This window comes from Streptomyces sp. NPDC050703 (genome assembly GCF_040654435.1).
Taxonomy (GTDB): Bacteria; Actinomycetota; Actinomycetes; order Streptomycetales; family Streptomycetaceae; genus Streptomyces.
This window is the reverse complement of sequence record NZ_JBFAHX010000022.1, coordinates 71,964-92,831: the sequence shown is the minus strand read 5'-3', so window position 1 is coordinate 92,831 and position 20,868 is coordinate 71,964. Positions and strand designations below refer to the sequence as shown.

Sequence of the window (20,868 nt, the reverse complement as noted above, 5' to 3'; positions counted from 1 at the left end):
CAACCAGCTCTGGAAGGAAAATCCATGAGGCGTATCGCAACCGCTGCGGCCATCCTTTGTGCATCGTCCTCTTTCCTCGTGGTACCAGCTCACGCCGACCCCACTCCCTCCGCCCTCTCCAGTGCCTATTACTGCGAGGCTGAGGACATATCCCGCGTCGACGGGAAAGAAGTCCGTCTCCCGCAGAAGACCCCGCTGCATTCATACGGCCCGTACGGCGACTGCCCCGGCCCGAGCGTCCCCGCGGGAACAACAGTGACCTACGACTGCTACACGACGAACCGGTACGGCAACAAGTGGACGCACATATCGGATCCCTACATCGGATGGATCTGGAACAAGTACCTCCCCGATGGCGGCAGTCGCGTCCACTGCTGACGGCCGGCGGAGCCGCACTCTCCCAAGGGCCGCGTGATCGTGCCTCCGGCCGGGGGCCGGAGCTGGGGCGCCGACCAGCAGCCACCCTGCTGGTCACCATCGGCGACGCAGCCGACTTCCCTGCCGCGGCCCACCTCGCCACTCAGCCATTTCTGATGGCTCTTGGATGGTGGGGTGGATCAGGTTCGGGGCCGGGCAGGTGTCGGGCTTGGTGCGGCGACATGAACTGATTGACGCCGCAGTGGCAGATGATCGAGGTGTTGCTGCCGGTCAACGGTCGGCCGGGTGGGCAGTGGTCCGTTCACCGCACGGTGGTCAACGGCGTGCTGTTTCGGGCCCGCACGGGGGTGCCCTGGCCGGGCCTGCGGGGTGACAGCCGCATGCTCGTGCCGCTGCTTGAGACACTGCGCATACCTCGCCGCGGGCCCGGCCAGGGCACGCCGCCGCCGGGGCCGGGTACGTGGGGGGGGCGGACAACGGCCCGGCTCGTGCCCGTCACGCCTCCCCGCGGACCATCGCGATCAGCCGGTCGAGGACCTTCGGGCCGCCGACCCGCAGCCCGTCGTGCTCGAACTCGTTGGTGACCCAGGCGCGCAGGCCCCGGATCGCCTCTGCGGTGCGCAGCGAGTGCTCCGTGTCGACGTACATGTCGTCGAAGTAGACCGCCGCGGCGGCCGGGACCTCGTTCGCGGCGAGCCGCTCGACGTCGTACAGGCGCGGCCAGTCGGTGCGTCCGGCGAGCAGGTCGGCGGTCTCGCGCAGCGGGCGGAGCGCGGGGTCGACGTCGAACATCCAGCGCTGCACGGCCTCTCCGGTGAACCGCAGGGGCTCGTCGCCCGCGAGGGTCTTCTCCGCGTCGAACTCGGGGAACTCGGCGCGCATCCGCTCGGCGGACCAGGCGGTGGGCCGTGCGCCCTGTCCGTAGATCGGCTCGTGCAGGACGGCGAAGAGCGGGTTGCCCGCGTACGAGAGGGCGGCCCGCACGTTCTCCTGGAACGCGTCGGAGAGCACCGTGCCCGAGGGCGTGCGCACGAAGGCGTCCTCGATGAGGTAGTGCAGGCGGTCGCTGCCGTCGCTCATGCCGAGCAGGATGCCGAGGGACTGGAAGGCCTCGACGGTGAGCCGGTAGCCGCCGTTCAGGACCGGCTCGTGCTCGGCGAGGTGGGCGGCGATGCGGCGGGCGCGCTCCACGTCCTGCGGGTAGCGGGCGTAGTGCGCGGCCGTCTTGCGGGCCATGCGCGGGTAGGCGGCGCGGTAGACGTCGTCCGCGTGGCCGTCGAGCGTGGGCAGGCCGCCGGTGATCAGTGCGGCCGAGAGGCCCTCGGGGGCCGCCGAGAGGTAGTGCGTGGCGCAGAAACCGCCGAAGCTCTGCCCGAGGACGGTCCAGGGGGCGCCGCCCGTCACCTCGGGGCGGATCGCCTCGCAGTCCCGGACGATGGAGTCGGCGCGGAAGTGCGCGAGGTAGTCGGCCTGCTCGGCCGGGCCGCCGCGCAGCGGGAGCGTCTGGCGGTTGGCGGGCGTGGAGCTGCCGGTGCCGCGCTGGTCGATGAGGAGGACCCGGAAGTCCTCCAGGGCGCGGCCGAGCCAGGACTCCTTGCCGTGGAAGCGGGTGGCGCCGAAGCCGGGGCCGCCCTGGAGGTAGACGAGCCAGGGCAGGCCGTCGCCGCCGGGGGCCGTGGGGACGACCTCGCGCGCGAAGATCTCGATCCGCTCCCCCGCCGGATCGTCGTGGTCGAGCGGCACGTCGAAGCGGCGGTCGGTGAGGACGACTCCCGGCTGGCGGTAGGTGACGGTCACAACTGCTCCTGAGCGGGTGGGGCGGGTGACGGCGGCCTGCGGCGGCGTCACGGCGCTGCGGATCTGCCGCCCCAGTCCAGCACACCCCCCTCGACGCCGGGCCGCCGGGCGGCGCTTGGGCGGCGGCACGGCCCCGGCGCGGCGCGCGTCCACGCCTCCCGTGGCGCCCGGTGCCCGCGTACGCTGCGTCCATCCGATGATCGACGAGGAGGAACCAGCGATGCGTGTCGCCCTGTTCCTGACGTGCGTCAACGACACGCTCTATCCGGATACGGGCCGAGCCGTGGTGAAACTGCTGACCGGACTGGGCGTCGACGTCGACTTCCCTGCGGCGCAGACCTGCTGCGGGCAGGCGCACTACAACACCGGTTACCGCCACCGGGCGGAGCCGCTGGCCCGGCACTTCTCCGATGTCTTCGGGACCGGCGCCTACGACGCGATCGTGACGCCGTCCGGTTCGTGCGGGGCGATGGTGCGCGAGCTGTATCCGCGCATGGGCGAGCGGGCGCGGGCCGAGGGCCGCGGTGACGGCCTCGCGCGGACCCTGGCGCCGGTGGTCCCCAAGACGTATGAGCTGACCGAGTTCCTGGTGGACGTCCTCGGGGTCACCGACGTCGGCGCGTACTACCCGCACAAGGTCACCTACCACCCCACCTGTCACGGCCTGCGCTCCCTCGGCCTCGGCGAGCGGCCCCTGCGGCTGCTGCGGGCGGTGAAGGGGCTGGAACTCGTGGAGCTGCCCGGCGCCGATGAGTGCTGCGGCTTCGGCGGGACCTTCGCCGTGAAGAACTCCGATGTCTCGGCGGCCATGGGCGCGGACAAGGTGCGGCAAGCCGAGTCGACCGGAGCCGAAGTGCTCTGCGCGGCGGACAACTCCTGCCTGATGCACATCGGCGGCACGATGACCCGGTTGCGCACGGCCGTGCGCCCGGTCCACCTGGCGGAGATCCTGGCGAGCACGGAAGAGGAGCCGCTGTCATGAGCGAGGGCACATTCGTCGGCATGCCCGCGTTCCCATCGTTCCCGCCGTTCCCGCGGGCCGCGCACGAGGCGGTGCGGAACACCACGCTGCGGGCCAACCTCCGGCACGCCACCCGCACCATCCGTGACAAGCGCGCCCGCGCCGTCGCCGAGCTGGACGACTGGGCGGAGCTGCGGGAGGCGGGCAAGCGCATCAAGGACGAGACGCTGCGCCACCTCGACCGGTATCTGGTGCAGCTGGAGGAGTCGGTCGTCCGGGCCGGCGGCACCGTGCACTGGGCGGCCGACGCCGCGGAGGCGAACCGCATCGTCACGGAGCTGGTCAGGGCCACCGGTGAGACGGAGGTCGTCAAGGTCAAGTCCATGGCCACCCAGGAGATCGGCCTCAACGAAGCTCTGGAGGCCGAGGGCATCCACGCCTACGAGACCGACCTCGCCGAGCTGATCGTGCAGCTCGGCAGGGACCGGCCCTCGCACATCCTCGTCCCCGCCATCCACCGCAACCGCGGCGAGATCCGCGACATCTTCCGCGAGGAGATGGGCGCGTGGGGCCGCCCCGCACCCGACGGGATCACCGACAGCCCGGCCGAGCTGGCCGAGGCGGCGCGGCTGCATCTGCGCGAGAAGTTCCTGCGGGCCAAGGTCGGTGTCTCCGGGGCGAACTTCATGGTCGCGGAGACCGGCACCCTGGTCGTCGTGGAGTCGGAGGGCAACGGCCGCATGTGCCTCACGCTGCCCGAGACGCTGATCTCCGTGGTGGGCATCGAGAAGGTGGTGCCGACCTGGCGCGACCTGGAGGTGTTCCTCCAGACCCTCCCCCGCTCCTCGACGGCCGAGCGGATGAACCCATACACGTCCATGTGGACGGGCACGTCCGACGCCGGGACGGCGGACGGCCCCCGCGCCTTCCACCTGGTCCTGCTCGACAACGGCCGCACCGACACCCTCGCCGACGAGGTGGGCCGCCAGGCCCTGCGCTGCATCCGCTGCTCGGCGTGTCTCAACGTCTGCCCGGTGTACGAGCGGGCGGGCGGGCACGCGTACGGCTCGGTGTATCCGGGGCCGATCGGCGCGATCCTCAGCCCGCAGCTCCGGGGCACGGGGAGCGCGGTCGACGCCTCCCTGCCGTACGCGTCCTCGCTGTGCGGCGCCTGCTACGAGGTGTGTCCGGTGGCCATCGACATCCCCGAGGTCCTGGTGCACCTGCGGGAGCGGGTGGTGCAGGGCGGCGAGGTCACCCGGCGGGGCGTGAAGGTGACGCTGAAACCCGCCAAGGGGCACGCGGCGGAGCGGGCGGCGATGCGCGCGGCGGGGCTCGCCCTCGCCCGCCCAGGAGTGCTCCGCACGGGCCAGCGCCTGGCGTCGCGCACCCGGCGGTTCCATCCCCGTGCGCTGCCGGGCCCCGGCCGGGCGTGGAGTGCGACCCGGGATCTGCCGAAGGTCCCCGTGGAGCCGTTCCGTGACTGGTGGGAGCGGACGCGGGGCGGCACGGCGCAGGGCGGCGGCGGGACGGGGGTGAGCGGGAAGTGAGCAGCAGGGACGTGATCCTGGGCCGGGTGCGCAGGGCCCTCGCGGACGTGCCGGACGTGCCGGACGCGGCGGAGGGGGCGGCCGGGGCCGGCAGCGCGTACGAGGCGGCGGTGGACCGGCGGTACGCGCGCGAGCACGGCGCACGCACGCCGGAGGAGGCCGTCGACCTGCTCGCGGAGAACCTCGCGGACTACCGGGCGGTCGTGCACCGCTGCACGGCCGGGGAGCTGCCGGAGCTGCTCATGCGGCTGCTCGCGGCGCGCGGCGCGGAAACCGTGCTGGTGCCTCCGGGGCTGCCGCCGCACTGGCTCGGGGCCGCCGACGCGACGCGGGTCCGGGACCGCGCCGCGAGCACCCCGTACGAACTGGACCGGGTGGACAGCGTCGTCACCGGCTGCGCGGTCGCCGTCGCCGAGACCGGCACGCTCGTCCTCGACGGCTCGGCGGACCAGGGCCGCCGCCGCATCACCCTGGTCCCGGACCACCACATCTGTGTCGTGCGGGTGCCCGACCAGGTCGTGCCGTCCGTGCCCGCGGCCCTCGCACGGCTCGATCCGGTGCGCCCGCTGACCTGGATCTCGGGGCCGTCCGCGACCAGTGACATCGAGTTGGACCGGGTCGAGGGAGTGCACGGGCCGCGCACCCTGGAGGTGGTGCTGATGAGCGGCGGGTGACCGGCGCGGCTAGCGTGTGGCCATGATCCGGTTCGAGCAGGTGACCAAGCGCTACCCGGACGGTACGACGGCTGTGGACGACCTCTCCTTCGAGGTGGCCGAGGGTGAACTGGTCACCCTCGTGGGACCCTCCGGCTGCGGCAAGACCACCACCGTGATGATGGTCAACCGGCTCATCGAGCCCACGTCGGGCCGCATCCTCGTGGCCGGCGAGGACATCGCGGGCGTGGACCCGGTGCGCCTGCGCCGCCGGATCGGCTACGTCATCCAGCAGGTGGGGCTCTTCCCGCACCGTACGGTCCTGGACAACACGGCGACCGTGCCCGCGCTCATCGGCTGGAAGAAGGCGAGGGCCAGGGCCAGGGCCGCGGAACTGCTCGACCTGGTGGGGCTCGACCCGAAGACGTTCGGCTCCCGCTACCCCGAGCAGCTCTCCGGGGGTCAGCGCCAGCGGGTGGGGGTCGCCCGCGCGCTCGCCGCGGACCCGCCGGTACTCCTGATGGACGAGCCGTTCGGGGCGGTCGACCCGGTGGTGCGCGAGCAGTTGCAGGAGGAGTTCCTGCGGATGCAGTCGGCGGTGCGCAAGACGGTTCTGCTGGTCACGCACGACATCGAGGAGGCGGTCCGGCTCGGCGACCGCATCGCCGTCTACGGCCGGGGGCGCATCGAGCAGTTCGACACGCCGGGGGCGGTGCTCGGGGCGCCCGCCACGCCGTACGTCGCCGAGTTCGTGGGCGCCGACCGCGGGCTCAAGCGGCTCTCGGTGACGGAGATCCAGCCGGCCGACCTGGAGCAGCCGCCGACCGCCCGGCTCGACGAGCCCGCGGAGCAGGCCGCGGCCCGGCTGCGCGAGGAGGAGGCGCGCTGGGCCGTCGTCCTGGACGCGGACGGCGATCTGCACGGCTGGGTCGGTGTCGACGAGGTCGGCCTCGCCGGCTCCGGCGGCACGGTCGGCGACCTGGCGCACCGCATGAACGCCTGGGTGCCGGTGGGCGCCCCGCTGAAGCAGGCGTTCGGCGTGATGCTCCAGCACGACGCGGGCTGGGTCGCGGTGCTCGACGGCGCGCGCTTCCTGGGTGTCCTGACCCCGGCGAAGCTGCACGAGGCGCTGCGGCGTTCGGTGGACGCGGACGCGCGGGGGCTCGCGCGGAGCCAGGTCGAGTTCGACTCGGTGGCCGACGCGTGAGCGCTCCGCCCGCCGACAGCTGCCGGACTCTCACAGGAGGCCCTTGCGCTCCAGGTACGTCCGCGCCACGTCCTGCGGCAGGCGGCGCCAGCTGTCGACCTGTTCGTTCATGGCGGCCAGGTCCCGCGTCGTGAGGACCCCGGCCAGGCGGCCCAGCGCCCGCGCGACGCCCTTGCTGCCCGCGCGGGAGCGGTTGACCACGGGGACGAGGTGGTCCGCGTTCTGGAGGTGCCTGTCGTCGTCGAGGAGCACCAGGCCGAAGTCGTCGAGGGTCGCGTCCGTGGAGGTGGTGAGGACCATCTGGTCCTGCCCGCTCTGGACCGCCTTCTTGGCCTGGGTCGTGCCGACGCCCTTGGGGTCGACGCCGGTGAGTTCGATGCCGTATACCTTCTTCAGGCCCGGCGCGCAGTAGGGCCGCCGTACGCACTCGTCACCGGCGGCGAGCCGCACCTCCAGACCTGACCTGCCCAGGTCGGACAGGGTTTTCAGGCGGTGCTGCCGGGCGTATGCGGCGGTGACGGCGAAGGCGTTCTGGTCGACCGCCTCGCCGGGGTCGAGGACGGTGAGGCCACGCGGTGCCGCGAGGCGGCGCAGGGCCTCCATGGTCGCGTCCACGTCCGGGGAGCCCACGGGCTCGGCGTCGGCGCCGTTCTCCTTGGCGTTCAGCCAGTCCGCGAAGGTCGCCGCGTACTCGGGGACGACGTCGATCTGCCCGGACTCCAGGGCGGGCTCGTACAGTTCGCGGTTGGCCACGGAGAGGATCTTGGTGCCGTAGCCGGCCTCGTTCAGGAGGAGGGCGTACATCTGGGCGAGCAGGTCGGACTCCGTGAAGCCCGCGGAGCCGACCGTGAGGTTCCTGCTGTCGCCGGGCGGCCCGGTGACCTCGCCCCGGTTCTCCAGGGACGGCCCCGTGGCGCAGCCGGCGAGGACGGCGAGCGAGGCCACCGCCGCCCCCGCCACGCGGCCCCTCACCCGGCCGAGCACCGCGCTGCGCACCCGGCCCCTCACTCCGCCCTCCCCCGCAGCCGTCCCGGCGCGAGGCGCTCGGCGGCCTCGAAGAACCCCTCGACGACCAGCGCGAACCCGGCCACGAGCACGGCGCCCGCCACGACCTGCGGAGTGCTCGCCAGGTTGAACCCCGCCGTGATGATCCGGCCAAGACCTCCGCCGCCCGCGAGCGCGGCGATGGTGGCGGTGGCGACGAGCTGGACGGCGGCGATGCGGACCCCGCTGAGCACCAGCGGCAGGGCGAGCGGGAGTTCGACCTTCCACAGCACCTGCCGCCCGGTCATGCCCATGCCCCGCGCCGCCCGCACGACGCCGCGGTCGACGCCGCGCATGCCCACGTAGGCGTTGGTGAGCAGCGGCGGCACGGCGAAGAGGACGAGGGCGACGACGGTCGGCCCGTCCCCCCAGGTGCCGAGGGGGGTGAGGAGGAGCAGGACGAGTACGGCGAAGGTGGGCACCGCGCGCCCGACGTTGGAGAGGTTCACGGCGAGCGCGCCGCCTCTGCCGAGGTGGCCGAGGACGAGTGCCACGGGCAGGGCGACGAGGCAGCTGATCAGCAGGCAGACGACGGTGAGGACGAGGTGCTGGGTGAGCCGGTGCCAGATGCCGTCGTCGCCGGCCCAGTGCGCCGGATCGCCGAGCCAGGCCCAGGCGTCGCCGAGCGTCTTCATGCGCGCCCCGCCCTCGTCCAGGGCGTCAGGGCCCGCTGTACGGCGAGAAGGAGCAGGTCGGCGGCGACGGCGATGACGACGCAGAGGACGGATGCGGTGAGCACCTGCGCCTTGAAGTAGGTGTTCATGCCCGCGTAGATGAGGTTGCCGAGCCCGCCGAAGCCGACGATCGCGCCGACGGTGACGAGGGAGACGGCGGAGACCATGGCGATGCGGAGCCCGGCCATGGCGGCGGGCAGCGCCAGCGGCAGTTCGACGGCGAGCAGGAGCCGGATGGGGCCGTAGCCCATGCCGCGCGCGGCCTGCCGGGTCTCCTCGGGGACGGCGCGCAGCCCGGCGAGGATGTTCCGTACGAGCAGGGTGAGGGAGTAGAGGACGAGGCCGGCGACGACGAGCGGAGCGGAGAGCCCGTACACCGGGAGCAGCAGCGAGAACATCGCGAGCGAGGGGATCGTGTAGAGCACCGTGGTGAGCGCGAGGACGGGGCCCGCCGCCCAGCCCCAGCGGCGGGCGAGGACGGCGAGGGGCACGGCGACGACGAGCGCGATCAGTACGGAGACGGACGTGAGCTGCAGATGCTGCACGACCGCGTCGACGAGGATCTGGCGGCGGGTGCTCAGATACTCACCGCAGATCCACTCGTTGCGCGCCAGGCAGTCGTCGGGCGGCCCGGTCATCCGGCTCATCCGGCTCATCCGGCTCATCCGGCCATTCAAGGCCGGGGTGGCGGGCGGCGGCGCGCTGGAGTGACCCGTACGGGTCGGACCCTGGGCCCTCCCCCACCTGACCGTGCTCGCGGCGCGTCCGCACCGCACGAGGACGCGGTGCGACGCGGCGGCCGTGGGGCAGCAGCCTGCCGGCTCAGCCCGCGGCCTTGCTGACGGAGCCCGCGGCCCTGCTAGCGGAGCCCCATCACCAGGCTCCCGGGGGCCCGGACGTCCGCGTCCGCGTTCGTGTAGTAGTCCAGAACCGCCCGCTGCCACTCCTCCACCGTGATCCGGCCGTCCCCGTCGCGGTCCAGGGCCGCGAACGCCTCACCCGCCATGGCCGTGGACATGCCGGACGCCACCTGGGCGCGGATGAAGTCGTCCAGGACCACCGTGCCGGTGCCCTCGCTGTCGGCCAGCTGGACGTGCGCCTCCACGGAAGGGGCGACGAGGCCGGCGATCGCGCCGGTCTGCACGGCCTCCTCCAGCGTCTGGACGTACACGTCCTCGGTCAGCTCGCCGTCGTCGTCGACCCCGGCCAGCTCGGCGAGCCGCTGCCAGTACGCCTCGGCCCCGGCCAGGACCGCGGCGGCCCGCGGGGAGCCGACCGGCTCGCCCATGCCGTCGATCAGCCGCTCGGCGCGCAGGAGGATGTCGGACCGGTCGACGACGCCGTCCGCGTCGGCGTCCTCCACATGGAATCGATGGATGTACTTGGCCCGCAGCCCGGTGTCCCGCATCAGGCGACAACTCCCCTTTTACGACGTCAAGTGGCGTTCACCGTAGTGTGCCCGGCCCGCCGCGGGGCCGGGCGACGCGGGCTCCGCCGGGTGAACCGGCCCGCTCCGCGCTCCCCCACCCGAATGGACGACGCGGCCCATCGGGCGCAGGGCAGGCCAGGGCAGGCAAGGGCAGGGCAGGGCACCCGCGAAGAAATCCGTGGACGGGCCCGCGGTGGTCCGCTTAGGGTGTGGCTCCACGCCCTGAGACGGACGGAAGGAGGCGAGTGCCATGTGGTTCACACCTTTCCAGCGCTCCCTCCTCTCGCTGTCCCGGCGTGTTTCGTGAGTGGTGACCGGGAGCGCTCCAAGCAGCCTGTATCCCGGAGGAATCCATGACCGATGTGGTCATCCGCGCGCTCTCCGCGAGCGACGCCCAGCTCTTCGACGCACTGCCCGACCCGCTGGGCGCCCGTGAGGGCCACCGGCGTACCCGGTTCCGCCCCGAATGGAAGCGCGTCGCCCTGCGCGACGGCGAGGTCGTCGCACGCGGCGCGTGGTGGGGCGGCCCCGACGACTCGGAGCCCATGAACATCAACTGGTTCGACGTGGCCGAGGGCGAGGAGGAGGCCGGGGCCCAGCTCCTGCGCTCCGCTCCCTGGCAGGTCGAACTGGAGATCAACCTGCCGGGCGGCTGGCGGGAGAGGCCCGGCCTGCGCGCGAGTGCCGAGTCGCGCTTCGCCGCCGCACGAGCCGCCGGGTACGAACTCCTGGTGGAGCGCTTCCTGTACCGCTGGACCCCGGAGCGGGGTCTGCCCGAGCGGCCCGGACGCCTGCGCTTCGGCGCCGAACCCGACGACGGCGTGTTCTTCGACGCGTTGCGCCGCATCCACTCCGTCACCCTGGACGCCCACGCGCTCCGGGCCACCGAGGAGGGCGGCCTCGACCGGGCCGCCCAGGAGGAACTCGACTTCTTCCACTGGTGCCCCTCCCCCCGGGAGTGGTGGCAGACCGCGTACACGCCGGAGGGCGACCTGGCCGGCATCCACATCCCGGCCCACAACCCCTCCGGTCCGACCATCGGCTTCATCGGAGTCGTCCCGGAGCAGCGCGGCCGGGGCTACGCCTACGACCTCCTCGCGGAGTGCACCCACTTCCTCGTCGAGCAGGGCGCGGAGTCCGTCACCGGAGCGACGGACCGGGGCAACTTCCCCATGGCCGCGCACTTCACGAGGGCCGGCTTCCCCGTCGTCAGGGAACGCATCAACTTCCACCCGGCGGGTGAAGCGGCCTAGCGAGGGCCGGCACGCGTCGAGGGGCCCGGCCCGAGGACGGGTCCGGGCCCCTCCCGATCGACCGACCCCCCAAGGGACCCACTGGTGACCGGTCTGCTCTCCCGTTCAGTTCCGGCCATCATCAGTGCCCCCGCCTGCCTCCCCCGGCGGCTCTCCCCGGCGGGCCGGGGCGTAGGGAGCGTCCCAGTTCAAGGGGGAATCATCCGCGGGAGGCGGGGAACCGCGTGGCCACCGGGGCGGTGGCGTGTTCGCGTTGTGCGAGCGACGGACGGGGTCGAACAGGCGGACCCTCCGTGCTTTGCTTGCAACCGACATCGACCACGGGACGGCGACGGGGAGATGAATGGCTGGGACCGCGGATGCTCTGCCCGGACCGCCTCGGTCCACGGTCGCCCCCTATCGCGACCGCGGCGTCCCCGACCTGCACCACCGGTTCATCCGTGACGCCAGGTCACACGACTGGGAACCGGCCCGGGAGGTGCACCGGGTGCTGCGCGACCGGACCGGGGCCGCCGCTCCCTCCGAGCTCTCCTGGCTGCTCGCCAGCGGCAGCGCGTACGCCGAACAGGTCGGCATGGACGTGGCGGCGGGGCTGCTGCACGAGTGCTCCGAGGCCGACATGAAGCTGGTCCTCGCCACGGCGGTGGCCGACGAGGCGAAGCACTCGGCCGTCTTCCACCACTACGCCCACACCGTCGCGGGGACCGTCAAGGGGCCCGGTGAGGCACAGCAGGAGCTGTCGCGCGACCTGTGGTCCCTGGACGACTACACCGCCCGCTTCCTGGCCCACACCCTGGCCGAGGGGTTCGCCGCCGACGAGTTCCGGTGGTTCGTCCAGGGGCTGCGCGAGGACGGCCTCGGTGAGATCTACCGGCTGGTCCGCAGGGACGAGTCCCGCCATGTCGCCCTGGGCATGGCCTACCTCACCCACGGCCCCGGCGCGGAGCGGCTGCGCCGTCTGCCGGCGGGGCTGCTGCTCGCCGCCGAGGAGACCGTGCTGAAGCACAACGACGTGGACGCGCTGGCCTCGCTGGTGCACCGTCTCCTCCCCGCGACCCCGGCGGCACAGGTCGCCGCCTGGCTCAGGGCACGGCACGCCACCCGGATGCGGGTGCTCCTGAATGTCCGGGACGACCGAGTGCGACTGTCCCGGCGCCGCAAACACATTCGAGAGACCATGGAGGTCTGATGGAGATCAAGAAGGTTGCGGTCCGCGCCCAGACGAAGGCGGCGAACAAGTACAGCGTGGGTACGACCCGTCGCGTGAGCGACGACGCCAAGCGCTAGTCCCGCGCGAAGGCGGCCGTACCGCTGCGGTACGGCCGCCTTTCCGCACCCGGCCGCCACCGCCCGGCACCGCCCGCCACCGACCGGCACAGGGAGGCGGCCCGGATCGGACACCCCCGCCGCGCCCGGCCCGGATCGCGCGCCCCCACCACACCCAGCCCGGATCGCACACCCCGGAAGGCCAGGAATGCGTATCGCGCTCGTCTCCATGCCGTGGCACGCCCTTGAGATGCCGTCGCTGCAAGTGGGTCTCCTGCGCTCCCTCCTCACCAGGGAACGGCCCGCCGACGAGGTCACGGAGTACCACGGATGGCTGCGCTGGGCCGAGTACCTGCTGTCGCACAGTGGCGGTGAACTGACGCCCCAGGAGTACATGACCGTCGCGGACGACCAGGTGTTCGACGGCTTCGGCGACTGGGTCTTCTCGGGCTCCCTCTACGACGACGAGCAGTGGGGCGTCGACCGGCTGACCGCCTACGCGGCCAGGACCGGCACATCCGTCGACAGCGTGCTGCGCATGCGCCCGTACGCCGCCGGGTTCATCGCCGAAGCGGCCCGCGACGTGCTCGCGTCGAATCCCGACGTGGTCGGCATGACCAGCACCTTCCTCCAGAACGTGCCGTCGCTCGCCCTCGCACGCGAGATCAAGCGCCTGCGGCCCGGGGTCGTGACCGTGCTCGGCGGGAGCAACTGCGACGGCGTCATGGGCCACGCCCTGCACCGCAACCACCCCTTCCTCGACCACGTCGTGCGGGGCGAGGCGGAGAAGACCTTCCCCGCGCTGCTCGCCCACGTCGAGCGCGGCACCGCCCCCGCCGACGTACCGGGAGTCTGCTGGTGGGACGCCGGTACGCCGCGCGCCAACCGGGAGGCGCGGGGGACCCTCCCCGTCGGGCTGCTGCCGAGCCCCGACTACGACGACTGGCAGCAGGACATCGAGTCCTCGCCGGTGGCCGAGTTCGTGGAGCCCAAGATCGTGGTGGAGGGCGCCCGCGGCTGCTGGTGGGGGGAGAAGCACCACTGCACGTTCTGCGGGCTCAACGGCAGTCTCATGGAGTTCCGTGCCAAGTCCGGCGAACAGCTGTGGGCCGAGATCCGGCGGCTGGTGGAGCGGCACAAGCTGCTGGACGTCATCACCGTGGACAACATCATCAGCATGGACTACTTCCGCGACTTCCTGCCCCGGGTCGCGGAGAGCCCGTGGGACCTGCGCATCCACTACGAGGTGAAGTCGAACCTGTCCAGGGAGCAGATCGCCCTGCTGGCCCGGGCCCGGGTCACCCATGTCCAGCCCGGTATAGAGAGCCTGAGCAGCCGGGTCCTCGGGCTGATGGACAAGGGGGTCAGCGGCGCCCGCAACGTCCGCACGATGCGGGAGTGCGAGAACCACGCCCTCACCTGCGTGTGGAACTACCTGTACGGCTTCCCCGGCGAGCGCGACGAGGACTACACGGACATCATCGAGCAACTGCCCGCCCTGCGCCATCTCCAGCCGCCGAACGGCGCCACCCGGATCGCGCTCGAACGCTTCAGCCCGCACTTCACCGATCCCTCCCTGGGGTTCACGAACCGCCGCCCGAGCGACATCTACCGGCACGTCTACCAGCTGCCGGCGGAGGAACTGCGGGACATGGTCTTCCTGTTCGACACGCCGGCCGCCGGCATCCGCGGCGAGGTCGAGCGGCGCCTGGTGGAGGAGATCGACCGGTGGGCGACCGCCTACCCGTCGTCGCGGCTGTTCCTCGAACCACCGGCCGACGGCGACGACGCGCTGATCATCCACGACGAACGCGAGGGCTGGCCGCGGCGCACCCACCGGCTGACGGGCTGGGAGGCCGCCGCGTTCCGCCTGCTCGACCACGGCCGCACCCTCGGCGCTCTCCGGCGGCACCTGGCCGAGGCCGGGCACGAGGTGCCCCCGGCCGCCCTCGACGCGTGGGGCCGGGCGCTCCTGGCCGACGGGCTGGTGTTCCGGGACGGTGGGACGCTTCTCGCGCTGCCCACCCGGGCGGTGGCCGTACGCGCCCCCGGACAGGACGTCCTGCTGCGCACCGGCAGCCCCACCCCCGAAGGAGTGGTGTGAGGTGCCCGCCGCGAAGCCGTCCCTCGTCGCGCCCGACCGGCCGGACCTGCCCGATGTCCTGCCCCACCGGTTCGAAGGCCACCACGTCGTCGTCGCCGAGCCGGTGCCGCTCGGCGCGGGCGGCAGGTCCACGGCACGGGCCGTCCAGTTCCTGCGGGAGTGCCAGAGCCACGCGCTCACGGTGACCTGGTCGCTGCCGGAGGCCGACGCCGTGCTCCGTGCCCCCGCCGACGTGGACTTCGCCCTCCGCCATCTGCACCACCTGCCGCCACCGGACGGGCCGGCGGCGTCGGAGGAGTGGCGCTCCGCCTGTGCGTACGGGCGGTTCTACCACCGGCAGGGGCCGGGCTTCGTCCAGGTGAAGGACCGCCGGGCCCCGGACGCCGCGGTCCGCCTCACCCTGGACCACCCCGACCTGGTGGCCACGTTCCGCACCTGCCTGCGCCCGACCGCCCTGGACGACCTCGGCGGTACGGGGCGCGAGGCGGTGTCCGTCCTGGCCGCCGAGGGCCTCGTCCTGGTCACCCGGGGCTGGGCGGTGACCCTGCCACCACGCATCCGCCACTGGCCGGTGCCCGACACAGGAATCTGACGCATGGGATCGACCCCCACCACCGAACCGTCCGTGCCCCCGGAGTCCGGCCCGCCCGCGCCGGAGTCCGCGCGTCCGGGGCCGGTGCCGCCGCGCGGGCGCCGGCCGCTGGTGCTCCTCGTCGTGGAGCAGCTGACGAGTTCGGTGGGGCGCCAGGTCACGGCTCTGGCACTGCCCCTGCTCGCCATCGCCCACCTCGACGCGGGCCCGCTCGGTGCCTCCGCGCTCCTGGCGATGACCTATCTGCCCGGTGTCCTGCTGAGCCCGCTGATCGGGGTCACCGTGGACCGGGCCCGGCTGCGGCGCCTCCTGGTGGGCGCCACCTGGGCCCAGGTCCCCGTCATCGGCAGTGTGCCGCTGGTGGCCGCGGTGTCCGGGGCGACCTGGCCGCACCTCTTCGCCGCGGCGGCCGTCTCCGGCGCGCTCAGCTCCACGCAGAGTGTGGCGTCGCAGTCCTGCCTGCCCCGCGTGGTGCCCGCGGAACGGCTCCTGTCCGCCAACTCCTGGCTGACCGGGGCCCGCACCGTCGGTCTGATCGGCGGCCCCGCACTCGGCGGTGTACTGATCGGCTTCGTCGACCCGGCGTCCGCCCTCCTGGTGGAGTGCGCCGCCTACGCCGTCGCCGGGGCGCTGTTCCTCGCGCTGCCGGTGGCGCTGAACCGGCCCCCGGGCGACGGCGGCACGGGCGCGAGGTCCCGCGTCGGCGCCCTGCGGGAGGGCCTCGCGGTGATCCGGCGCGAGACGCTGCTGCGCCGGCAGGCGCTGGCCGCAGCCGGGCTGAATCTGGGCGGCGGCGCGGGAAGCGGGCTGTTCGTCCTGTACGCGGACCAGGATCTGGGCCTGCCCTCGTGGCAGCTCGGCACGGTGTTCGCCGCGTACGCCGTGGGGATGGGGACCGGGGTGCTCGTCGCGACGGCGGCCACCCGCGCGCTGGGCATGGCCCGCGCCATCCAGGTGTGCGCCCTCGGCGCGGGCGCGGCCCTCTTCCTCATCCCCGCGGCCTCCCTCGGCGCCGCCTTCCCCGTACTGGTGCTGTACGAGCTGCTGTTCGGGCTGCTGGCCACGGTGTGGTCGATCGCCATGACCACCGGGCGGCAGCTCGTCACACCGGCGCACCTCCTGGGCCGTGTCAACGCCTTCCTCCAGGCCGTCCTGACCGCCACCCTGCCCGTCGGCGCCTTCCTGGGCGGCGCGCTCGCCTCCCGCGCCGGCATCGTGCCCGTGCTGATCGGGGCGGCGGCCGTCGCCCTCGCGGGCGCGAGCAGCCTCTGCTTCCCGCGCGATCTGCTCGCCGACGTCGAACGAGCGGCGGAGAAGCCTTGACACCCATGGACAGGAGCACGCGGATGCCCGGTGCGGCGGACGGTACGGCGGGAACGGCGCTCGTCACGGGAGCGAGCAGCGGCATGGGGGCGGCCACGGCCCGCAGGCTCGCCGCCCGCGGTCACGACCTGGTCCTGGTCGCCCGGCGCGAGGACCGGCTCAAGGCGCTGGCCGGGGAGGTCTCGGCCGAGCACGGTGTCGCCGCGCTCGCGGTGCCGCTCGACCTGGAGCGCACCGACGAGCTGTCCGACGCGCTCACCGGTGTTCTCGCGGCCCTCCCGGGCCCGCTGACGGCCGCCGTCCTCGCCGCGGGCCACGGGCGCGGCCACGGGCCGGTGCGGGAGGCCGACCCCGGGCCGTGGGAGTCGCAGCTGCGGGTCAACCTCCTCGCCCCGATGCTCCTGGTGCGCGCCCTCCTCCCGGCGCTGGACGCCGCGGGCGGGGACCTGGTGGTCATCGGCTCCCTGTTCGGCACCCGGCCGTCACCGGGCTACGCGCCGTACGCGGCGACCAAGTACGGTCTCGCGGGGTTCGTCAGGTCGCTGGCCGAGGAGGAGCGGCCCGCCCCCGGCTGCCGGATCTGCCTGATCTCGCCCGGCGCGACCAACACCGAGTTCGCCTCGGTCCTGGCGGGGGCCCGGGACCCGCGCGTCCACGACGTCGCGGACTGGCCGTACCACCCGCTGCTGGCCGAGGACGTGGCGGCCGGTGTGGAGTGGGTGCTGAGCCGCCCCGCACACGCGCGCGTCACGGAACTCACGGTCGATCCACTCGACGCCCGCTACTGACGACCGTGCCGCCCTTCCCCCAGGAGTCCTCGCATGCTCAATGAATTCGGTTACGACGTGGGTCAGTGGGACATCGCCCGGTTCCGGGAGCGCCCGCCCCAGGACACCTTCACCGCCTTCGACCTGGAATGGCATCTGCTGCCCGACGTGTGGCCGGGCAACGCGGTCGCCACGAAGCTCTTCACCTCGTGGCTGCCGTACGAGGAGGCGGACAGCTTCCTCGAAGTCGGCTGCGGGGCCGGTGTGACGGCCGTCGTCGCGGCGATGCGGGGGTGCTCGCGGGTCTGCGCCCTCGACATCAATCCGGCCGCGGCCGAGACGGCCCGGCTGAACGCGGTACGGCACGGGGTGGGCGACAGGGTCACCACGCTGACGAGTGATCTGTTCGCCGGGCTCGACGAGGGCACGACGTTCGACCTGATCTACTGGAACTCACCGTTCGTGGAGGCGCCGGCCGGGCACGAGTACCGCAGCCAGATCGACTACGCGGCCTTCGACTCCGGCTACCGGACGCACGCCGCGTTCTTCGCCGGCCTCGGCGGGCACATGACCGGGGCCACCCGCGTCTTCCTGGGCTTCAGCGAGACCCTCGGGAACCCGTCCCACCTCCACGAGCTGGCCGCGCGGGCGGGGTTCACCGCCTCGGTGTACCGCAGGGAGGAGTTCGCCCTCCCCGCGGACTACTCGGGCCCCGGCAGCGGCACGGACGGCGGCCCGACGTCGCTGGTGTACGTGCTCTACGAGTTCCGCCGCACCGCTACCACCGACCCGGCGTGAGCCGGGGGTCGGCGGTGCCCGCGGCGAGGAGCGCGCGGAACTGCCCGGCGATGTCCCGTGCCGTCGCCGCCTCGAAGAGGCCGGTGGCGTACTCCAGGCGCCCCGAGAGGTCGCGGCCCGAGCGCGTGACGGTCAGGGAGAGGTCGGCCTTGGCCGTCGCGGTGTCGCCGAACTCCCGGCGCACGTCGCAGCCCGGCAGCGTGAGGCCGCGCCCCTCGCCCTCTTCGCGGGTGACCTCCTGGTAGCCGAGCATGAGCTGGAAGACGGGGTTGAAGCCCGGGTCGCGCGGGGGCTTCAGCTCCTCCACGAGCAGGTCGAACGGTACGGCCCGGTGTGCCAGCGCGCGGCGGCTCTCGTCGCGGGCCCGGTGGACGAGGTCGGTGAAGGCGGGCCGCCCCGACACGTCGACGCGGTGGACGAGCGTGTCCACGAACATGCCGATCATCCGGTGGTGGCTCTCGCGCCGCCGGGAGGTCACCGGCGCCCCGACCACGACGTCGGTGCCGCCGCCGCGCAGCCGCACCAGGGCCGCGAACGCCGCGAGCAGCACGGCGAACGGCGTGGCCCGGCAGGTTCTGGCGAGCGTCACGACGCGGTCGGCCACCTCCGGTTCGACGGTGAAGCCGACGTGTCCGCCCGAAACCCGATGGACGGCGGGGCGTTCGTGGTCGGCCGGGAGGGTCGCGGGGGCGGGGATTCCTGCGAGGTGGGCGCGCCAGTGCTCGACCAGCGGACCGGTCCTGGCCCGCGTCAGCAGGCCCGCCTCCCACGCGGCGTAGTCGGCGTACTGTTCGTCGAGGGGGCGCAGTCCGGACGGCTCCCGTCGCAGTGCCGCCCGGTAGCAGACGGAGAGTTCGTGCTCCAGGATGCCCAGCGACCAGCCGTCGCACGCGATGTGATGGAGGGTCAGGCAGAGCAGGTGGCGGTCGGCGGCGGTGCGCAGGAGCAGCGGCCTGATGACCGGGCCCGCGGCGAGGTCGAACGGGCGGCGGCCCTCCGCTTCGGCGCGGCGGCGCGCCTCGGCGTCCGGGTCCGCGTGTCCCGAGACGTCCACGACGGGTACGCGCACCGCCTCCGCGGGCCTGACGACCTGGCGTACGGCGCCGGCCCGCAGCCGGTAGGCGGTCCGCAGCACCTCGTGCCTGCGGACCACCTCGCTCAGGGCGCGGTCGAGCGCCGTGCCGTCCAGGCCGCCCTCGACGCGGTAGACGAGGGGGACGGCGTAGACGGCCGAGCCCGGGTGGAACCGGTCGAGTATCCACAGTTTGCGCTGGGCGTGCGAGCACGGGTGGTCACTGCTCACGGGAGACCTCGGCGGCCAGCCTGAGCACGGTCGGGTCGTAGAGGAACGCCCCGAGGTCCAGGTCCGTGCCGAAGGCGTCGTTGACGCGGGAGACCAGCCGCATGGCGAGCAGCGAGTGACCGCCGAGCGCGAAGAAGTCGTCGGTCAGGCCGACGGAGGGGAGGCCGAGGATGTCGGCGGTGGTCTCGGCCAGCCGCCGTTCGAGGTCGGTGCGGGGTGCTTCGCCGCCGGTGTCCGGGGCGGCCACCGGCAGCGCCTGGAGGGCGAGGCGGTCGACCTTCCCCGCCGCGGTCAGGGGCAGCCGTCCCGTGGTGCGGAACGCCGCCGGGATCATCCACTCCGGCAGCGCGTCCGCGAGGAACTCGCGCAGCTTCTCGGGTGCGGTGCCGTCGTCCGCCGCGGGCACCACGTGGGCCACCAGCCGCCGGTCCCCGGTGGTCTCGTCGACGGTGACCGCCGCCTGCCGGACGCCGGGGTGGGTGGCGAGGACGGCCTCCACCTCGCCGGGCTCGACGCGGTAGCCGCGGATCTTGACCTGGTTGTCGGCGCGGCCGACGAAGTCCAGGGTGCCGTCGGCGCGGACGCTGACCAGGTCGCCGGTGCGGTACATCACCGGCTCGCCCCCGTCCGTGCCTTCTTCGGCGAAGGGGTCGGGCAGGAAGCGCTCCCGGGTCTCTTCGGGGCGTGCCACGTATCCCCTGCCGACGCCCGGGCCCGCGATGAACAGCTCGCCGGTAGTGCCGTCCGGCACCGGTCGGAGCCGCTCGTCGAGGACGTAGCAGGAGTTGCCCGCGACGGGCAGGCCGATGGGCACGCTCCTCGCGTCGGCGGGGACGTCGTCGACCTGGCCGCACACCGCGAAGACCGTCGTCTCGGTGGGGCCGTAGCCGTTCACGAAGCGGTCGGGCCGGTCGGCGGGGGGTGCCGATGCGAGCCCGCGGGCCCGGGAGACGTCGAGCACGTCGCCGCCCACGATGAGGTTGCGCAGCCCGCCGAAGCTGTCCGGCCGGTCGGCCATGACCTCGCTGAACAGGGCGGAGGTGAGGACCAGGGTGGTCACGCGGTGGGTGTCGAGCAGCCGCTTCAGCTCGCCGGGCGCGAGGACCGCCTCCCGGGGGAGGACGACGAGGGTGGCGCCGTTCAGCAGCGCGCCCCAGACCTCGAAGGTGAAGGCGTCGAAGGACGGGTCGGCCACCTGGGCGACCCGGTCCTCGGGGCCGAGCGGCACGACGCCGCCGCGGACCAGGCGGAGCACGGACCGGTGCTCGATCATCACGCCCTTGGGCCTGCCGGTGGACCCTGAGGTGAACAGGACGTACGCGAGGGAGCGCGGCCCCGCCACCGGCTCTACGCCGCCCTCCGCGTCCTCCGCGTCCCGCGTGCCGGCCGCCCCGACGTCCTCGGCACGCACGACGACGTCCGCGTCCGCGTCGGCCAGCATGTCCTCCCGGCGGCGGTGCGGAAGCCCGGGGCCGACGGGGACGTAGGCGCCCCCGGCCTTGAGGACGGCGAGGATGGCGACGATCAGCTCGTGCCCGCTGTCGAGGAGGAGGCCCACCCGGGTCTCCTCGCCGACGCCGCGCTCGCGCAGCGACCGGGCGAGCCGGTCGGAGCGCCGGTCCAGTTCGGCGTACGTGAGGGTGTGCGCGCCGTCCACGACGGCGTCCTTGCCGGGGTGGGCGCGGGCCTGTTCGGCGAAGCGCTCGGGGATGGTCGGGTCCGCGGGGCGGGACGTCGCGGTGCCGGGCAGCAGGCCCATGTCAGCTCCT

19 protein-coding genes and 1 pseudogene are annotated in these 20,868 nt (G+C 73.5%); 13 read left to right on the top strand and 7 right to left on the bottom strand.

Annotation, left to right across the window (positions count from 1 at the left end):
* The first annotated feature begins 24 nt into the window (after positions 1-24).
* Positions 25-378 carry a hypothetical protein gene (locus AB0I16_RS21260; RefSeq protein WP_363251009.1) on the top strand — a complete coding sequence of 118 codons (354 nt, stop codon included), beginning with the start codon at positions 25-27 and terminating at the stop codon, positions 376-378.
* A gap of 208 nt (positions 379-586) precedes the next feature.
* Positions 587-734: pseudogene (locus AB0I16_RS21255) on the top strand (transposase); the annotation flags it as partial.
* A 139-nt stretch (positions 735-873) separates the two neighbouring features.
* On the opposite strand, the gene AB0I16_RS21250 reads toward AB0I16_RS21255, so the two are convergent.
* Complete coding sequence (locus tag AB0I16_RS21250; protein WP_363251008.1) at positions 874-2,175, bottom strand: alpha/beta fold hydrolase; 1,302 nt, start codon at positions 2,173-2,175, stop codon at positions 874-876.
* A gap of 220 nt (positions 2,176-2,395) precedes the next feature.
* Between AB0I16_RS21250 and AB0I16_RS21245 the strand changes: the two genes are divergently transcribed.
* Genes AB0I16_RS21245 through AB0I16_RS21230 form a run of 4 tightly spaced genes read left to right on the top strand, consistent with a single transcriptional unit; the run spans position 2,396 to position 6,546 of the window.
* Positions 2,396-3,157: a (Fe-S)-binding protein gene (locus AB0I16_RS21245; RefSeq protein ID WP_363251007.1), complete on the top strand. Its 762-nt coding sequence runs from the start codon at positions 2,396-2,398 to the stop codon at positions 3,155-3,157.
* A complete protein-coding gene (locus AB0I16_RS21240; RefSeq protein ID WP_363251006.1) occupies positions 3,154-4,686 on the top strand; it encodes a LutB/LldF family L-lactate oxidation iron-sulfur protein in 1,533 nt (510 codons plus the stop codon). The genes AB0I16_RS21245 and AB0I16_RS21240 overlap by 4 nt, the downstream gene beginning before the upstream one ends.
* Positions 4,683-5,360, top strand: coding sequence for an LUD domain-containing protein (locus tag AB0I16_RS21235; RefSeq protein WP_363251005.1), 678 nt, complete (start codon positions 4,683-4,685; stop codon positions 5,358-5,360). The genes AB0I16_RS21240 and AB0I16_RS21235 overlap by 4 nt, the downstream gene beginning before the upstream one ends.
* Positions 5,361-5,382: 22 nt before the next feature.
* A complete protein-coding gene (locus AB0I16_RS21230) occupies positions 5,383-6,546 on the top strand; it encodes a betaine/proline/choline family ABC transporter ATP-binding protein (RefSeq protein WP_363251004.1) in 1,164 nt (387 codons plus the stop codon).
* Positions 6,547-6,576: 30 nt separating this feature from the next.
* Here the strand turns inward: AB0I16_RS21230 and AB0I16_RS21225 are convergent, their stop codons facing one another.
* The 4 genes from AB0I16_RS21225 to AB0I16_RS21210 all read right to left on the bottom strand — a co-directional run bounded on the left by AB0I16_RS21225 (position 6,577) and on the right by AB0I16_RS21210 (position 9,672).
* Positions 6,577-7,518: an ABC transporter substrate-binding protein gene (locus AB0I16_RS21225; protein WP_363251054.1), complete on the bottom strand. Its 942-nt coding sequence runs from the start codon at positions 7,516-7,518 to the stop codon at positions 6,577-6,579.
* A 32-nt stretch (positions 7,519-7,550) separates the two neighbouring features.
* On the bottom strand, positions 7,551-8,225 hold the full coding sequence (locus AB0I16_RS21220; RefSeq protein ID WP_363251003.1) for an ABC transporter permease: 675 nt from the start codon (positions 8,223-8,225) through the stop codon (positions 7,551-7,553).
* Positions 8,222-8,902 carry an ABC transporter permease gene (locus AB0I16_RS21215; RefSeq protein WP_363251053.1) on the bottom strand — a complete coding sequence of 227 codons (681 nt, stop codon included), beginning with the start codon at positions 8,900-8,902 and terminating at the stop codon, positions 8,222-8,224. Before AB0I16_RS21215 ends, AB0I16_RS21220 begins: the two co-directional genes overlap by 4 nt.
* A gap of 221 nt (positions 8,903-9,123) precedes the next feature.
* Positions 9,124-9,672, bottom strand: a complete 549-nt coding sequence (locus AB0I16_RS21210) for an EF-hand domain-containing protein (RefSeq protein WP_363251002.1) — start codon at positions 9,670-9,672, stop codon at positions 9,124-9,126.
* Positions 9,673-10,046: 374 nt separating this feature from the next.
* Here AB0I16_RS21210 and AB0I16_RS21205 point away from each other — a divergent pair, with 374 nt between their 5' ends.
* The 7 genes from AB0I16_RS21205 to AB0I16_RS21175 all read left to right on the top strand — a co-directional run bounded on the left by AB0I16_RS21205 (position 10,047) and on the right by AB0I16_RS21175 (position 17,796).
* A complete protein-coding gene (locus AB0I16_RS21205; protein ID WP_363251001.1) occupies positions 10,047-10,946 on the top strand; it encodes a GNAT family N-acetyltransferase in 900 nt (299 codons plus the stop codon).
* A 343-nt stretch (positions 10,947-11,289) separates the two neighbouring features.
* Positions 11,290-12,135, top strand: coding sequence for a ferritin-like domain-containing protein (locus AB0I16_RS21200; protein WP_363251000.1), 846 nt, complete (start codon positions 11,290-11,292; stop codon positions 12,133-12,135).
* 285 nt (positions 12,136-12,420) lie between these two features.
* Positions 12,421-14,316 carry a RiPP maturation radical SAM C-methyltransferase gene (locus AB0I16_RS21195; RefSeq protein ID WP_363250998.1) on the top strand — a complete coding sequence of 632 codons (1,896 nt, stop codon included), beginning with the start codon at positions 12,421-12,423 and terminating at the stop codon, positions 14,314-14,316.
* A 1-nt stretch (position 14,317) separates the two neighbouring features.
* Positions 14,318-14,908 carry a DUF5825 family protein gene (locus AB0I16_RS21190; protein ID WP_363250997.1) on the top strand — a complete coding sequence of 197 codons (591 nt, stop codon included), beginning with the start codon at positions 14,318-14,320 and terminating at the stop codon, positions 14,906-14,908.
* Between the two features lie 3 nt (positions 14,909-14,911).
* Entirely contained in the window at positions 14,912-16,231 is a 1,320-nt protein-coding gene (locus tag AB0I16_RS21185; RefSeq protein WP_363250996.1) for an MFS transporter, read from the top strand.
* Between the two features lie 5 nt (positions 16,232-16,236).
* Positions 16,237-17,019, top strand: a complete 783-nt coding sequence (locus AB0I16_RS21180; RefSeq protein ID WP_363250995.1) for an SDR family NAD(P)-dependent oxidoreductase — start codon at positions 16,237-16,239, stop codon at positions 17,017-17,019.
* 33 nt (positions 17,020-17,052) lie between these two features.
* Positions 17,053-17,796, top strand: a complete 744-nt coding sequence (locus tag AB0I16_RS21175; RefSeq protein WP_363250993.1) for a methyltransferase — start codon at positions 17,053-17,055, stop codon at positions 17,794-17,796.
* On the opposite strand, the gene AB0I16_RS21170 is transcribed toward AB0I16_RS21175, so the two are convergent.
* Together AB0I16_RS21170 and AB0I16_RS21165 are read right to left on the bottom strand one after the other, a co-directional pair.
* Positions 17,777-19,099, bottom strand: coding sequence for a condensation domain-containing protein (locus AB0I16_RS21170; protein WP_363250992.1), 1,323 nt, complete (start codon positions 19,097-19,099; stop codon positions 17,777-17,779). The genes AB0I16_RS21175 and AB0I16_RS21170 overlap by 20 nt on opposite strands.
* Complete coding sequence (locus tag AB0I16_RS21165) at positions 19,089-20,858, bottom strand: non-ribosomal peptide synthetase (protein ID WP_363250991.1); 1,770 nt, start codon at positions 20,856-20,858, stop codon at positions 19,089-19,091. Before AB0I16_RS21165 ends, AB0I16_RS21170 begins: the two co-directional genes overlap by 11 nt.
* Positions 20,859-20,868: the final 10 nt, after the last annotated feature.

Excerpts from the sequence above, each read along its gene's own strand:
- AB0I16_RS21200 (WP_363251000.1), top strand. The coding sequence starts at position 11,290 with ATGGCTGGGACCGCGGATGCTCTGCCCGGACCGCCTCGGTCCACGGTC.
- AB0I16_RS21205 (WP_363251001.1), top strand. The coding sequence starts at position 10,047 with ATGACCGATGTGGTCATCCGCGCGCTCTCCGCGAGCGACGCCCAGCTC.
- AB0I16_RS21195 (WP_363250998.1), top strand. The coding sequence starts at position 12,421 with ATGCGTATCGCGCTCGTCTCCATGCCGTGGCACGCCCTTGAGATGCCG.
- AB0I16_RS21175 (WP_363250993.1), top strand. The coding sequence starts at position 17,053 with ATGCTCAATGAATTCGGTTACGACGTGGGTCAGTGGGACATCGCCCGG.
- AB0I16_RS21245 (WP_363251007.1), top strand. The coding sequence starts at position 2,396 with ATGCGTGTCGCCCTGTTCCTGACGTGCGTCAACGACACGCTCTATCCG.
- AB0I16_RS21185 (WP_363250996.1), top strand. The coding sequence starts at position 14,912 with ATGGGATCGACCCCCACCACCGAACCGTCCGTGCCCCCGGAGTCCGGC.
- AB0I16_RS21215 (WP_363251053.1), bottom strand. The coding sequence starts at position 8,902 with ATGACCGGGCCGCCCGACGACTGCCTGGCGCGCAACGAGTGGATCTGC.
- AB0I16_RS21240 (WP_363251006.1), top strand. The coding sequence starts at position 3,154 with ATGAGCGAGGGCACATTCGTCGGCATGCCCGCGTTCCCATCGTTCCCG.
- AB0I16_RS21165 (WP_363250991.1), bottom strand. The coding sequence starts at position 20,858 with ATGGGCCTGCTGCCCGGCACCGCGACGTCCCGCCCCGCGGACCCGACC.
- AB0I16_RS21210 (WP_363251002.1), bottom strand. The coding sequence starts at position 9,672 with ATGCGGGACACCGGGCTGCGGGCCAAGTACATCCATCGATTCCATGTG.
- AB0I16_RS21180 (WP_363250995.1), top strand. The coding sequence starts at position 16,237 with ATGGACAGGAGCACGCGGATGCCCGGTGCGGCGGACGGTACGGCGGGA.
- AB0I16_RS21220 (WP_363251003.1), bottom strand. The coding sequence starts at position 8,225 with ATGAAGACGCTCGGCGACGCCTGGGCCTGGCTCGGCGATCCGGCGCAC.
- AB0I16_RS21230 (WP_363251004.1), top strand. The coding sequence starts at position 5,383 with ATGATCCGGTTCGAGCAGGTGACCAAGCGCTACCCGGACGGTACGACG.
- AB0I16_RS21260 (WP_363251009.1), top strand. The coding sequence starts at position 25 with ATGAGGCGTATCGCAACCGCTGCGGCCATCCTTTGTGCATCGTCCTCT.